The organism is Flavobacterium psychrophilum (assembly GCA_001708385.1).
GTDB lineage: Bacteria > Bacteroidota > Bacteroidia > Flavobacteriales > Flavobacteriaceae > Flavobacterium > Flavobacterium psychrophilum_A.
The window spans coordinates 2,016,417-2,031,267 of record CP012388.1; the positions used below are offsets into that span (position 1 = coordinate 2,016,417).

Below are 14,851 nucleotides of genomic sequence, written 5' to 3' on the forward strand. Positions count from 1 at the left end.
TAATGGATACAAATTTGGCTTTACTATTATTATTAGCCCCGTTCGCCGGCTTCTTGCTTAATATTTTCTTCGGAAAAAAACTGGGCAAAACCGCTTCGGGAACATTAGGAACTCTTGCAGTTACGGCATCTTTTGTTGTAACCCTAACTTTTTTCCTTCAGGTAATCAATACAGGAAAACCTGTAATACTCGACCTTTTTGAGTGGCTTACGTTAGCCAACTTTAAGGTAAACTTTGGTTTCCAGTTAGATCAGCTTTCACTATTATGGTTAATGTTTGTTACCGGTATTGGTACGCTTATCCATATTTACTCTATAAGCTATATGCATGACGATGAAAACATGCATAAATTCTTTGCTTACCTAAACCTGTTCGTTTTCTTTATGATTACGCTTGTAATGGGAAGCAACTTACTAATAATGTTTATTGGCTGGGAAGGCGTTGGGCTTTGCTCCTACCTTCTTATCGGGTTTTGGTACAAAAACCAGGATTATAATGATGCTGCCAAGAAAGCATTTATCATGAACCGTATTGGCGACCTTGGTTTCCTTATCGGTATCTTCATAATCGGTTACCTTTTCCATTCGGTAGATTATAACACTATCAACGCTGCACTTTCTTCAGGACAGAAAATAGATATGGCATGGTTAAGCGTTGCCGCATTGTGCCTTTTCATTGGTGCTTGTGGTAAAAGTGCGCAGATACCATTATATACATGGTTACCCGATGCGATGGCAGGACCAACACCTGTGTCGGCACTTATTCACGCTGCAACGATGGTAACAGCTGGTATCTTTATGATCACAAGGATGAACTTCCTTTTCAACCTGGCCCCGGATGTTCAGGACATCATTGCTATTGTGGGCGCGGTAACATCGCTTATTGCGGCAGCAATCGGACTGGTTCAGAATGATATTAAAAAAGTACTGGCATATTCAACAGTATCTCAGTTAGGTTTAATGTTCCTTGCTCTTGGGCTTGGGGCTTATGAAATTGCTGTTTTCCACGTAATAACACACGCATTCTTTAAAGCGTGTCTTTTCCTTGGATCGGGATCTGTTATTCACGCACTTCACGGAGAACAGGATATGCGTAATATGGGCGGACTGAAAAAAGTAATGAAAATTACATTCATCACCTTCCTTATCTCTACACTTGCTATTTCCGGTTTACCGCCATTCTCAGGTTTCTTCTCTAAAGACGAGATCTTAATGACGGCTTTCCACCACAATAAAGCACTTTGGGTTATTGCTTCACTGGCATCCATTATGACGGCTTTCTATATGTTCCGTTTACTTTACCTTACTTTCTTTAAAGAATTTAGAGGTACAGATGAACAAAAACATCATCTGCATGAATCTCCGGCACTTATAACTTTACCGCTAATCATCCTTGCTATACTGGCTCTTATTGGTGGTGCAATTAGCCTTCCTACCGGAAGCTGGTTAAACAGTTACCTGGCGCCTGTACTGGCAAAGCCGGCAGAACACCATCATTTAGACGGAACTGCTTATATGCTTATGGGTATTGCTGTTGTAGGGGCACTTGTAGGTATTGGTATTGCGTATGCTAAATACATTAAACAAACTAGTGTTCCTGAGCAAGACAGCGAGATTACAGGATTTACAAAAGTATTGTATAACAAATTTTATGTAGACGAGATTTACACCGCCATAATTGTAAAACCAATTTATGCAATAGGCAGCTTCTTTAAAAATGTTACCGAAGCCGCTTTCTCCGGGTTCATCTTTGGACTTGGCAAAGCCGCAAATTCGCTTGGTAACGAAGGAAAAACACTTCAGAACGGTAGTATAGGTTTTTACCTGTTTAGCTTTGTTTTGGGTGTATGCGCAATAATTGTTTATATTTTTCTGGCAAAATAATTCATAACTGATGGACATATCATTTGTACTTATTATCTTATTATTCGGGGCAGCAGCTACTTTCTTTGTAGGCGATAAGTGGGCCTCTAAAGCAGCACTTATTTTTAGTACTGCCGCTTTTGCAGCCTCTGTTTACATTGGCTACCTATACTATCAGGGCGAAATTGTTAGTTTTACACACGAGTGGATAAGGCTTCCACGTATTGTAATAGACCTGGAAGTTGATGGTCTTTCGTTAGTAATGCTATTGCTAACAACATCACTTACACCAATAATTATACTTACAACATTTAAAAATACTTTTGTAAAAGCGAAGTCTTTTTACGCGCTGATATTATTCATGGCATTTGCTATGGCGGGTACTTTTCTTTCTGCTGACGGATTTGTATACTATATCTTCTGGGAACTTTCTCTAATTCCTATTTACTTTATATCACTTATATGGGGTAACGGCGATTATGAAGCAAGGAAAAAAGCGGTAGTTAAATTCTTTATCTACACGTTTGCCGGATCGCTTTTTATGCTTGCTGCATTTCTTTACCTGTATCAAAGAACAGGTTCATTCTTAAGCATACACTTATACAAAGCATTTCTTACTGAAAACGAGCAGTTTTTTATATTCATAGCTTTCTTTCTGGCTTATGCCATTAAAATTCCGATTATACCTTTCCATACATGGCAGGCGGATGTGTATCAAAAGTCGCCATCGGCAGGGACAATGCTATTATCGGGTATTATGCTAAAAATGGCAATATACAGTATCATCAGGTGGCAGTTGCCAATAGCACCAAAACCTGCCGCTGAATTAATGTATGTTTTTGTTGGACTTAGTATTGCCGGTGTTATTTACGGATCTATATTGGCGTTAAAACAACAAGACTTAAAAAAACTTCTTGCCTATTCATCTCTTGCGCACGTTGGCCTTATAGCTGCAGGTGCTTATACACTAACACTGGACGGTCTTCGTGGTGCTGTACTGCAAATGCTGGCGCACGGTTTTGTGGTTGTAGGTTTATTTTATGCAGCCGAAGTTATATCACGTCGTTATGCTACAGGAGAGATCAGCGAAATGGGAGGTATAAGGGTACAAACCCCTAAGTTTACTTCAATGTTCATGATACTTGTTCTTGCATCGGTTGCATTACCGGCAACTTTTAACTTTGTAGGAGAATTTGAACTGCTTTACAGTATGGCACAAACTAACATTTGGTTTGCTGTAATTGCAGGTACAACAATTATACTGGGTGCTTTTTATATGCTGAGAATGTTTCAGCAGGTTATGCTTGGAGAGCACAACAGCAGGCCATTTGCCGATGTTACATTTGGTGAAGGTTTTGTTTTTGTAATCATACTTGCAGTATTGCTTTTCTTTGGTCTTTATCCTAAACCGATAGTAGACCTTATTACACCCGATTTACAAAAACTTTTACTGATAATAAACAGATAACAAGCCATATAAGATGTATACATTAATAGCTATTGCAGGATTAGGGATTATATGCCTTATAGCTGAAATTTTTAATTTAAGGAAAGCCATCGTGCCTGTAACCATTCTTGGTTTGTTTGGTACTTTAGGCCTTACAGTTTCTGAATATGGCACCCATACGAGTTTTTACAACAATATGGTTACCGTAAATAATTATTCTGTTGCTTTTAGCGGACTGTTTATTTTACTTACCATTTTTCTGATTGCACTAACTCCTGATTTTCATAAAGAACACAAAGCCAAGATATCTGACTTTGTTGCTATAAAGCTTTTCCTTTTAACAGGAGCTATAGCTATGGTTTCTTTTGGCAACCTGGCAATGTTCTTTCTTGGTATAGAGATACTTTCTATATCGCTTTATGTATTGGCAGCCAGCCAGCCTAAAAACCTTAGAAGTAACGAAGCCGGTATGAAATACTTCCTTATGGGAGCATTTGCGTCGGGGATATTATTATTTGGTATTGCACTTATTTATGGTGCAACAGGCTCGTTTGACACTGCAGTTATTTATGGTAAGATTCTGGACAAAGAAAGTTTACCCGGATGGTACTTTATAGGTATTGTAATGTTAAGCATAGGATTGCTGTTTAAAATTGCAGCAGCGCCTTTCCACTTCTGGGCTCCTGATGTGTATGAGGGTTCTCCTGCGCTTACAACGGCAACCATGAGCACACTTGCAAAAGTAGCTGCAATTGCTGCCTTCTTTAAAATAATGGTAAGCCTTAACAGGACTGTTCCAGGAAGTTATGTAACTATTATTACTATTGTTTCTATATTATCTATGACAATCGGTAACCTTACGGCATTAAGGCAAACGAATGTAAAACGTATGCTTGCTTTTTCGGGTATATCACACGCCGGATTTATGCTGATGGTTTTCTATAACCCTACAGTTACTGCGGGTACACTATTATACTACACTGCTGCGTATGCACTTGCAGGTATTGCTGCATTTGCTGTAATACTTTCTGTAACCGGAAACAGCGCCGATAAAGACAAAGAAGAAGTATTCAACTTTAACGGCCTCGGAAAAAGAAGCCCTTTAATGGCGGGCATCTTGACATGCGCGTTATTATCTATGGCGGGTATACCTATATTTTCAGGATTCTTTGCTAAAGCATTCCTTTTTAACCATGTATTCTTAACAGGCCACGTCGCTATTGTTATCATCGCAATTATAAATTCTATAATAAGTGTTGGCTATTATTTTAAACTGATATTCGCTATGTACACTCAGGAAAACATTACAGAAAAACAGCCCGTACCATTTATGTACACCGCTGTAGCAGTAGTGTCTATAGCTCTTAACATAATACTGGGTCTTTATCCATCGTTTGTGCTAGATCTTATATAAAACAAAAACTACACTAATGCAAAAAACCACCGATACACACGGTGGTTTTTTATTTTTATAGCGAATTCGTTTTGTACTACACTGCGGTATATCCGCCGTCTGCAATAATATAGCTTCCTGTTGTAAACGATGATTTATCTGAACTAAGGAATGTTACAAGATCTGCGATTTCCTGAGGTGTACCTAACCTGTTCATGCTGCTTTTACGTGCAACAGCTTCCATCATTTCTTTATTAAGATGATCTGTTAACAATGGTGTTTCAATATAACCCGGACCTACAGCATTACAACGAATGTTTTTCTCACCATACTCAACGGCAATGTTTTTTGTAAGCCCCACTACTCCATGTTTAGATGCTGTATACGCAGGGCTGTTTGGAGCAGCAACCGTACCGTGGATAGATGCAATATTTACAATACTGCCTCCACCATTTTTTTCCATTTGTTCAATCTGGTAACGGCAGGCATAAAATACGCCGTTAAGGTTAAGGGCAATTACTTTGTCCCACGCGGCGATATCATACTCTCCGGTTGGTGTAGCCGGCCCGCCCATTCCGGCGTTATTGCAGGCAATATCAAGCCTTCCGTATTTTTGTACAATAGCCTCAACCAGTTTTTTATTATCTTCAGCCAAAGATGAGTCTGCTTTTACAAAGAAAGCTTCTCCACCTGCACTTTTAATAGCTTCAACAGTTTCGTTACCGTGAGCCTCGTTTATATCTGTAATAACAACTTTTGCGCCTTCACGGGCATACGTTTCTGCAATGGCGCGGCCAATTCCAGAACCCGCTCCGGAAACAACAGCCACCTTGTCTTTAAGTAATGACATAATTTGTGTTTTTAATATTGTATCCTAAAGTTACAAAATATCTAGGCATCACTTGTATGCACAACAATACTTAACCTTGAATTTAACAATTGCTTCACAATGAAGCTTTAATTAGTGTTGAAAAGCTAGTTTTGACGCTGTAACTGGTCGTAAGTATCTTCATCATATAACATTTTAGGATGTGCCGGATCATAATAAAATTCTACACTATCACCAATAGATACGGTGGTAAAAGTAGTTTCAGCTTTATACTCACCTGTATATTCCTTTCCATCTTTACCTGTGAATTTTACCTCAAAGTGTGATGAGTATCCTTTACCCAACCTGCCATTGCTGCCGTCTCCAACGATAATTCCCTTCGCCTTTGGCCATTTTAAATGATCTTCATGCTTACAACTTACCAGACCTGCTATTATAAGCAGTAAAATAAATACCTTTTTCATATTACTATTATTTACAGTTATTGCGATTACTCATATTAATCAGTTTTCATGGTGGGTGGCCCTAAAACGTCGTAAGACTGTGTCCTGATAACTTTTCCTTTAGCGTCATAATTCTTATGGGTAACTTTTATGGCTGTTACTTCTTCCGTTTCCTTCAGCCTTCCGTTGATGTCGTAATACCTTGTCATTGCATCTCCGGTTGCTCCACTATAGTCCTGTTGCATAGTAAGCTTTCCACTGATACTGAATTCCTTTGTAGTTTTGTCGCCATTCTTTGCTACTATAATCGATCGTAGTAACGTTCCCTTCTCGTCATAATTCAGCGTTGTTTCTGTCGCCTGATCGTATGACGATATGAGTTTCCCATTTTTATATTCTTTGGTAAGAGTCTTACCGTTATTAACGGCGGTGTGGTAAATAAGTACATCATTTTCAAATACCTTTTCAGATACCGGCTTCCCCTGAGAGAAAATTTCTTCGGTACGCCTGTCTTCTTTATATTTTTTAGACATTTTCATCACGCCATTATCAAACTGGGCCTCCATTAACAACTTTCCGTCTTTATATGCCGTAAGCATTCCGTCTGCAAGATTATCTTTAAAAGGTATAGTGCCGAATATGCTACCATTTTCAATTTTCAATGTCTGGTTCAGTTTTCCGTTTGGTGCAATATAGAATGATATTTTACTATTCTCTTTTTCAAACGGCGCGCTGTAGTAGCCTGTAGCTAATGCGGTACTGTCTTTTTTAAGTATACGCATATTATAGTTATTGTCGGTGTTGCGTATTACAAGCACCTCATCTTCAGAAAGCGCTTTATAATCTTGTGCGTTAAGTATGCTCACACCTGTTACGGCCAATATCAACAATATTTTTTTCATAATGATTTAGTTTATGGCATTATCTCATCGTAGCTGTTCTCGTCTATAACATCTGCCGGATCAATGGGGTCATAATACACTGTAAGGCTATCGCCTAACGCTTTACCCGCAAAAGAGTTATCCATAATTGCGGATGTCTGCAACTTTCCGGAACAATCTTTAAACTGAATGGTAAATGTTATATTTTCGCCCTTGCCTACCCGCCCGCTGGTTTCCTTTGCCAGAATACCAGCTTGTGCTTTTATATAACTTTTATATTTTTTTCTTGTTTCATTTTGCGTAAATGTTTCAGGACCGTATTTTTTTAAATACATAAACCCTAATGCGGCAAGCACGATAAGAACGATGAATACTACTTTTGCTGTTTTACTTTGCATGCTTATTTGTTTATAATTACGTTATCCAGGTAATAGGTATTGTCCATGTAAATAAGGATGCCGGTAAATTTAAATTTGCCATTGGGCAACTCCTGATAATCATCTGTAGTGAATCTCAGTGTGCTATTGTCAAAATCCTTATCTGCAGCAACATAATTTCTTTCTTTTTCGCCACTTAGCTTAGTAGTCTTTCCTCCAAATAAAAGATTCACCTCTATTAGTTCTTCGCCATCACAGTTAGCCTCTGTATGCACCTCCATTTTACTTTTGGCACCAAGGGTAACGTTTGCCATCATCCCGCAAAATGCCGGGTAGCCCTCTACCTCAACTAGCTTTCCGTTAAGGGATTGATCGGTTTTTAAATTCTTAATCTGTTCCGTAGTAAGCGCTTGTCCTCTTTTAGAAGGCTCTCCCTTTTTTGCACACGATAAAAAGGTGAGCACCATAAGGGCTACAAAAATTAAATTGTACAAATTTTTCATTATTCCGATTGATTAGCTGGTTGTAATTTAAGTGAGTCAAACCCTTATGATTTGATTATCAATACTAAATATTTAATAAATGTAAGTTTATCCTTAACACCCGTCTAATTATTTAGGTTTTTTTTAATACTCTCAGATCCGTATTGATTTGTTCCTATAATGACACTTCATCTACCCAAAAAGACAGTATTTATTAGCTTATTTTAACCTTTTATCCGAGGTATTACGGGGTTTGTAACTTATCTTTGATAGGCCTAAATAACACACTACATGGATAATTTAGATGCAGCACGAATGCAAATGGCATTCACCCTCATTTTTCACATTGTTTTTGCCTGTATAGGCATGGTCATGCCCTTTTTCATGGTGATTTCGCATTATAAATGGCTAAAGACCAAAAACCCAATTTTTCTTACGCTTACCAAGTCCTGGCAAAAAGGTGTTGCTATCTTTTTTGTTACCGGAGCTGTATCGGGTACTGCCCTTTCTTTCGAGCTGGGATTACTCTGGCCTAAGTTTATGATACACGCCGGACCCATTATTGGCATGCCTTTTTCTTTAGAAGGTGCCGCCTTTTTTATAGAGGCTGTTGCACTGGGCTTTTACCTTTACGGATGGAATAAACTTAACGAAAGGTTTCATTTGGTTACCGGTATTATTGTAGGTCTGTCGGGGATACTTTCGGGTATACTGGTGGTATCGGCAAATAGCTGGATGAATGCACCATCGGGCTTTGATTATATAAACGGCGAGTTTCTTAATATCGATCCGGTTAAGGCATTTCTTAACCCCGCATGGTTTACCCAGGCACTGCACATGACGCTTGCCGCCTTTGCAGCCACATCGTTTGCTGTTGCCGGTATACACGCCTGGCAGATCTATAAAAACAGAAACATTTCCCTGCACAAAGAAGCTTTTAAGATTGCTATATTGTTTGGTGCTATTGCGGCGCTACTACAACCGCTCAGTGGCGATCTGTCAGCCAAAGATATCGCACAGCGCCAGCCCGTTAAACTGGCTGCACTGGAAGCCCACTACGAAACCGAACGCGGTGCTCCCCTATATATTGGCGGTATTGTGAACGAAGAAAAAGGCGAGGTGACCCATAAAATAGAAATACCAAAAGCCCTGTCATTTCTTTCCTTTGGCGATTTTAATGCGGAGGTGAAAGGACTCAACGATTTTCCTAAAGAAGACCGACCACCGGTTGCGATTACGCATTATGCCTTTCAGATAATGGTAGGATTAGGAACACTGCTTATGTTTTCTGCTATGGTTTATTTCATCAGTATGAAAAAGAAACACTGGCAGGACAAAAAGCGTTACTGGCTGTATTTTGCTTTGCTAAGCCCGGTTGGATTTTTAGCCTTAGAAGCAGGCTGGATCGTTACCGAAGTAGGCCGCCAACCGTGGATCATCCATAATGTAATGCGCACTAAAGATGCCGTAACGCCAATGCCGGGAATGATATACAGCTTTTATATGTATGTAGTACTTTACATCGTGCTTTCTGTTGCTGTTACATGGCTTATGGCACGCCAGATAAAAGTTCTTAACCAAACTAAACTGTAAGCCCTATGCTGTATGTAGTTTTGTTTTTTACCGTGTTTTCATTCTTTTTGTATGTACTGCTTGGCGGTGCCGATTTTGGTGCGGGCATACTCGAACTCTTCTCTTCTGCCGATCATAAAAAATCGATCAAGAAAACGGTGTATAGTGTTTTGGGTCCGGTTTGGGAAGCCAACCACATCTGGATCATTATCCTTATTGTGATACTCTGGATTGCGTTTCCTGTTTTTTACAACGTCATTATTATATACCTTCATATTCCGCTCACCTTAGTACTACTGGGCATTACCCTTCGCGGAGTAGCCTTTGTTTTCCGTCATTATGATGCCGTAAAAGACAAATCGCAAAAGCTGTACGACCGTATGTTTGAGTTTTCCTGCCTCGTCACGCCTATCTTTTTAGGAATGGCTTTCGGTACACTTATAAGCGGAAACATTATTATACCCGAAGATCCTGCTACAGCCAATTTTGCCGATATATACATACATCCGTGGCTGCAGCCCTTCCCTATCCTGGCCGGTTGCTTTTTTAGTGCACTGTGCGTGTTTCTTTCGGCAACATTCTTAATCGGTGAAGCTACCGAATACGAGAAACGAATGTATATGCGTAAAGCGGGTATTGCCACTTTCGTGGTTGTACTTTTAGGATTGGCTGTGCTGATTACAGGTTATCTGGAAGACATGAAATTTATTACCGATTTCCTTGCCAACTACTATTCCCTGGGTGCAGTAGCGGTATCGGGACTATTGCTTTTTCCGCTATGGCGAAGTATAAAAAAAGGACACACCATTACCTGCCGTTTCTTTGCGGGGCTACAGGTATTACTTATACTTTGGGCAGCGGTGGGCACACATTTTCCTAATCTGATTATTACCAAAACAGGCCCGGTTAGCCTTTTAGATGGCATGGCGCCCGACAGTGTTATTCAGGTGTTGGGTATATCGCTTATTATTGGTGGATTGCTAATTATACCGGGGTTATTTCACCTACTGAAATCATTTAAGATGATAAAGATCCTGGAAGAGAAAGAGTAACTATCCTATGTCTTTAGTCGACTTATATCGAATCAGTTCGAAGGAAAGCAGTCCGCTTAGGGTTGTAAACAGTACATAAACAAATAGTATTTCCGGAGATGTTTCTACAAATGCTAACAAAGCCGTAAAACCTGCTACCAGTAACAGCACCAATGTTAGAGACACATAGCGGGCCGTGTTTTTGGCCTTGCCGTCTTTACCTCTTATAAAAGCGGTAAGTGCCGCAAAAACGCCAAACATATAGGCAAATCCAACGAAATCCGTCCAATCCGGATCGCTGTTGCCATACCCTCCCGAAGCTGCCGCTACCATAAGCAGAATATATAGCCCTAACAGGATAATGATACCGATGCGGTAGATGTTTATATAAATTTTCAGCAGCATGGTTTGACTTTTTATGTAACATAAATCTACAACAATATGTCATAAATTTACTATTCCGGTTGTCATTATATTTCCGACCTTTATAGTACAGAAACAACATCTATTTATGCAGGACACTCCCATTACCAAAACCCAGCTCACAGTTATGTCGGCAGCTGCGGGTATCTGTGTGGCAAACATTTATTACAACCAGCCCATTCTTAAAGATATTGCCCACGATTTTGGTGTTGCCGAAGGCCGGGCGGGAATTATATCGGTACTGGCACAGGCAGGTTACGGACTGGGGCTTTTCTTTCTTACCCCGCTTGGCGATAAAATAAACCGCAAGAAACTGATTCTCTCCCTGCATGTTATACTAATACTGACGCTTATAGGCACCACATTCGTTCAGAACTTTTTCTGGATGGGCGTTTTTAGTCTTATGATGGGTGTGCTGAGTGTTGCTGCACAGGTCATATTACCACTTGCTGCAAGCATGGACAGCAAAAATCGCGGGCGAAACGTTGGTATTATCTTTACCGGAATATTGGTAGGCATACTCGCCGCGAGGGTTTTTAGCGGACTCATAGCCGAGAGCCTAAACTGGAGGTACGTTTATGGTATCTCATCGGGTATGGTGTTTTTAGGTACTATCTCACTTTATTTTACTTTACCCAATCAGCATCAGGTTATGTTTAGTGGTAATTATGCCAAGCTATTAGGCTCTGCGTTGTTGCAATTTAAACGTTTCCCGCTGTTGCGAAGGACTGCCCTGTTGGGCGGCCTTGCCTTTGGCGTGTTCTGTTCGTTCTGGACTACGCTTACCTTCCACCTAAGCGGAGAACCTTTTAACTATGGCGCTGATATTATCGGGCTTTTCGGATTACTGGCTATTGGCGGTGCCATGCTGGCGCCACTGTTTGGTAAACTTGCTGATAAAGGCAGCCCTGCAAAATCACTTGTGCTTTCTATAGCCCTTGTATTGGTAGGAGTACTACTGGTAATGATATGGCCGTTATCTGTACCGTCATTTGTGGCTGCCGTGCTTTTACTTGATGTTGGCGTACAGGCAACGCAGGTTACTAACGTTGCTACCATTTATTCGCTCGATGCAACAGCACACAGCCGTATTAACACAGCCTATATGACCAGCTATTTTATTGGCGGCGCCATTGGTACCTTTATAGGCATACAATGCTGGGAGGCCAGAGGCTGGCCACTTGTTACCGCGCAACTTTTACTATGGAGCGTTGCTTGCCTGGTTATTGCCCTTTGGGGAATGAGGAAGGGTTAAGGTTATACATTAGCTATATTATAAAGTGATAATAATAATTTGCTGTACGTTATTCTGTTTTATAACTTTACGATTCTAAGCAATTCGCCAATTAGAAATACATTACTATGAAAAAAATACTTGCACTTACCTTTATAATTACTTCCGTATTACACGCACAAAAGAAACCTGCTGAACTTATAGAAGTCGCCCATTTTGGGGAGAACCAGCCTATAGGTGTGGCGGTAGATTATGCTACCAGCCATCTGTTCGTTTCTTTTCCGCATAACGAGCCGTTCCTGTTTGCACTGGTAGATGTGGTTAAAGGGCAGCGCAGGCCTTATCCCGATGCTGAATGGAATAAATATGTGCCGGGAGACCTGGACAATCATTTTTATAATGTTCAGGATTTGTATGCCGACGGAAGGGGCAGCCTTTGGGTATTAGATTCTAAACCTGCTGCGAGTGCATCTGTTTTTGGAAAAGATGCCACTAACGAAAAAGAAGAAGGTAAATTCAAACTGGTTAAGATAAGTCTTAAGACCAATAAGGTAGAGCGTATTTACAAATTCGAAGGGCTGCCTAAAGACAAAAGCGGACTTAACGATGTACGTATTGACACCGATAAGAACCTTGCCTACCTTTCTGACCCTGCCCTTAAAGCTATTGTTGTACTGGACCTGAAGACCGATAAGGTGCGTATTGTTTTAGAAGGTGATGTATCTACCACTGCCGATAAGGGTTATGTACTTAACATTGGTGGAACAGATATGATAGACAATGAAGGCAGGCCGTTTTCATCTAACGTTAATGGTATTGCCCTGACTAAAGACAACAAATGGTTTTACTACAAGCCTATTAATAAAGACAAGCTGTACCGCATTGCTACAAAAGACCTTGCCGACAAAAAACTAAAACCTGCTGAGTTATCTGCAAAAGTAGAGGCTGTTGCCGATACCGGTGCCACTCACGGTCTGGAAGTAGATGCTAAGGGCAATATTTACTTTGGGCATTCGCAAAGCCAGTCTATTAAATATGTTTCGCCAGATCGTAAGATACATACTCTGGTTACAGACAGCCGCATTGTGTGGCCCGATTCGTTTGGAATTGGTAACGACGGTTTCCTGTATTTTAGTGCTGCCCAGCTTAACCGTATGCCCAAGTACAATAAAGGTAAAAACAAAGTAAACTATCCGTTTAGGGTTTATAAGGTTAGAACGCCTTAATTTTTACATTTATTACCAGACTTTTACCGAAGCTTTAACGCTTCTGCCTTCTATCAATCTGTAACTTTATGGATATGATAAAGGCTGTAGTACAATATAAGTTTGATGATTTAATACGACTTCCCGACGATGAAAGCGGGTCGGTTGCCTATTTCCTGTCAGATTACCTAATGCAGCATCTTGACGATGCAACCATAACTTCTGTAGCAGAATACAAAAAGCCGCAGCACCATGAATGTGACCTTTCGGATGAAGAGGCATCGTATATTGATATTATTATAGCATTAGACAACCACTTTTTAGAAAATCCCGATGCCAATCATAGAGAGATAAATATTGCGGTTGCCCAAAAGCTGGCAAACTGTGCTTTTTCTGTCGAAGAACAGCTACAATGCCTTAACGAACGCTTTTTTGTTATTGAACCTTACGGAAAAGAAGACGACAACAATAAAAAAACCTCAGCTTAAACTGAGGTTTTAAAATATATCCTGATATTATCATTGTATTATGCTACCTATTATTACAAGGATAATAGATATACACAACGTACAAATTCCGTGCGACCTGAATTTAAAATCATCAGCATCTATAGATGTCAGGATGTTTTTTCCCGATACCATCATACAAAAGGCACCCGACAGGTAAAACAATATTGAATAGATAGGGTACATAGTTTCTGTTTAGTGGGTACAAGGACAATCGCTTATTCCTTGGAAAATGTCTACGCCAAGGGTTATCATGTGTGTACCGCTGTTATAGGCTAAAAGTTCGTTTGTGGTTAACTGGTACGAATAGGCAAAGTAAAAGTTGTGATACTTTATACCTGCCATTGGTCCGATGTTAATAGGCTTACCAAACTGGTCGTTAAGAAAACGGTAGCTTACCCCTGCCCAGTAGTAATCATCCCCTTCCGCCATTAGGCGTGCTTTAATATTAAAGTCGGTACTCGACCTCCCGTCAGATTCATAATACTGTACAAAAGCAGAGGGCTCTATCTCCAGGTTACTGTCGGTCTTAAACGTATAACCAGTATACACCTGGTAGTTTCTTAGTCTTTTTGGCTCATTGATTCCGTATATATCGACACTCTTATTTAAAAGATTACCCGCATTAAAGCTTAAATAGAAATCCTGGAAACGGTATAGCAATGCTACATCAAAATTGTGGTTTACCGTGTATCGATTGTCCGTTATAGAAAGATCGGGCGTTTGTATATCTTCAATATCAATTTTAAACTGGTTAAGGTTATACGATATACCAAACGAAAGGAACTGGTTGTAATACTTATCCAGTATAATGTGGTGGGCAAAAGACACTCTCCCTCCGTATTGCCTTGTATATCCGTTTTTATCATTGTACAAAAACACACCAATACCTGTATCAGACGATATCCTCATGTCGGCAGCCAGCGACTGGTTATCGGGTGCATCTTTAATACCTGCCCATTGGGTAAGACCGTTAAGCCTTATCTTAACATGATCGCCGATACCTGCATATGCGGGTGATATCACAAACGGATTGTCAGCAAGATACTGGGTAAAGGTTGGTATGTTAAGTTCCTGCGCGTGCAGTAAGGGTAAAGCTAAAATTAGTAGTAAGAAGCTATATATTTTTTTCATTTCGGGTGCGTGTTATATGCTGATTGAAATTT

General features: G+C 40.1%; 15 protein-coding genes. 8 read left to right on the forward strand and 7 right to left on the reverse strand.

Annotated elements, in window-relative coordinates:
- Window positions 1-2 precede the first annotated feature (2 nt).
- The 3 genes from ALW18_08830 to ALW18_08840 are packed head-to-tail and all read left to right on the forward strand — an operon-like array spanning window position 3 to window position 4,723.
- Window positions 3-1,883, forward strand: coding sequence for an NADH:ubiquinone oxidoreductase subunit L (locus ALW18_08830; protein ID AOE52601.1), 1,881 nt, complete (start codon window positions 3-5; stop codon window positions 1,881-1,883).
- 10 nt (window positions 1,884-1,893) lie between these two features.
- Entirely contained in the window at window positions 1,894-3,330 is a 1,437-nt protein-coding gene (locus ALW18_08835) for an NADH-quinone oxidoreductase subunit M (protein ID AOE52602.1), read from the forward strand.
- A gap of 13 nt (window positions 3,331-3,343) precedes the next feature.
- A complete protein-coding gene (locus ALW18_08840) occupies window positions 3,344-4,723 on the forward strand; it encodes an NADH-quinone oxidoreductase subunit N (GenBank protein ID AOE52603.1) in 1,380 nt (459 codons plus the stop codon).
- A 76-nt stretch (window positions 4,724-4,799) separates the two neighbouring features.
- Here the strand turns inward: ALW18_08840 and ALW18_08845 are convergent, their stop codons facing one another.
- The 5 genes from ALW18_08845 to ALW18_08865 all read right to left on the reverse strand — a co-directional run bounded on the left by ALW18_08845 (window position 4,800) and on the right by ALW18_08865 (window position 7,735).
- Window positions 4,800-5,552 carry a short-chain dehydrogenase gene (locus tag ALW18_08845; GenBank protein ID AOE52604.1) on the reverse strand — a complete coding sequence of 251 codons (753 nt, stop codon included), beginning with the start codon at window positions 5,550-5,552 and terminating at the stop codon, window positions 4,800-4,802.
- Window positions 5,553-5,677: 125 nt separating this feature from the next.
- Window positions 5,678-5,995, reverse strand: a complete 318-nt coding sequence (locus ALW18_08850) for a hypothetical protein (protein ID AOE52605.1) — start codon at window positions 5,993-5,995, stop codon at window positions 5,678-5,680.
- Window positions 5,996-6,030: 35 nt separating this feature from the next.
- A complete protein-coding gene (locus ALW18_08855; GenBank protein ID AOE52606.1) occupies window positions 6,031-6,876 on the reverse strand; it encodes a hypothetical protein in 846 nt (281 codons plus the stop codon).
- An 11-nt stretch (window positions 6,877-6,887) separates the two neighbouring features.
- Entirely contained in the window at window positions 6,888-7,253 is a 366-nt protein-coding gene (locus ALW18_08860) for a hypothetical protein (GenBank protein AOE52607.1), read from the reverse strand.
- Window positions 7,254-7,255: 2 nt separating this feature from the next.
- Window positions 7,256-7,735: a hypothetical protein gene (locus ALW18_08865; GenBank protein ID AOE52608.1), complete on the reverse strand. Its 480-nt coding sequence runs from the start codon at window positions 7,733-7,735 to the stop codon at window positions 7,256-7,258.
- A 270-nt stretch (window positions 7,736-8,005) separates the two neighbouring features.
- On the opposite strand from ALW18_08865, the gene ALW18_08870 reads away from it, so the two are divergent.
- Both ALW18_08870 and ALW18_08875 read left to right on the forward strand, forming a co-directional pair.
- A complete protein-coding gene (locus ALW18_08870; GenBank protein AOE52609.1) occupies window positions 8,006-9,307 on the forward strand; it encodes a cytochrome BD ubiquinol oxidase subunit I in 1,302 nt (433 codons plus the stop codon).
- Between the two features lie 5 nt (window positions 9,308-9,312).
- Window positions 9,313-10,338, forward strand: coding sequence for a cytochrome BD ubiquinol oxidase subunit II (locus tag ALW18_08875; protein AOE52610.1), 1,026 nt, complete (start codon window positions 9,313-9,315; stop codon window positions 10,336-10,338).
- Here ALW18_08875 and ALW18_08880 read toward each other — a convergent pair whose 3' ends face one another.
- On the reverse strand, window positions 10,339-10,722 hold the full coding sequence (locus tag ALW18_08880; GenBank protein AOE52611.1) for a hypothetical protein: 384 nt from the start codon (window positions 10,720-10,722) through the stop codon (window positions 10,339-10,341). It abuts the gene before it with no gap.
- A gap of 106 nt (window positions 10,723-10,828) precedes the next feature.
- Here ALW18_08880 and ALW18_08885 point away from each other — a divergent pair, with 106 nt between their 5' ends.
- From ALW18_08885 to ALW18_08895, 3 genes are all read left to right on the forward strand, one after another.
- Window positions 10,829-11,995: an MFS transporter gene (locus ALW18_08885; GenBank protein AOE52612.1), complete on the forward strand. Its 1,167-nt coding sequence runs from the start codon at window positions 10,829-10,831 to the stop codon at window positions 11,993-11,995.
- A 107-nt stretch (window positions 11,996-12,102) separates the two neighbouring features.
- Window positions 12,103-13,200: a gluconolactonase gene (locus ALW18_08890; GenBank protein AOE52613.1), complete on the forward strand. Its 1,098-nt coding sequence runs from the start codon at window positions 12,103-12,105 to the stop codon at window positions 13,198-13,200.
- Between the two features lie 68 nt (window positions 13,201-13,268).
- Window positions 13,269-13,667 carry a hypothetical protein gene (locus ALW18_08895; protein AOE52614.1) on the forward strand — a complete coding sequence of 133 codons (399 nt, stop codon included), beginning with the start codon at window positions 13,269-13,271 and terminating at the stop codon, window positions 13,665-13,667.
- A gap of 213 nt (window positions 13,668-13,880) precedes the next feature.
- On the opposite strand, the gene ALW18_08900 is transcribed toward ALW18_08895, so the two are convergent.
- Window positions 13,881-14,819, reverse strand: a complete 939-nt coding sequence (locus ALW18_08900) for a hypothetical protein (protein ID AOE52615.1) — start codon at window positions 14,817-14,819, stop codon at window positions 13,881-13,883.
- Between the last annotated feature and the right edge of the window lie 32 nt (window positions 14,820-14,851).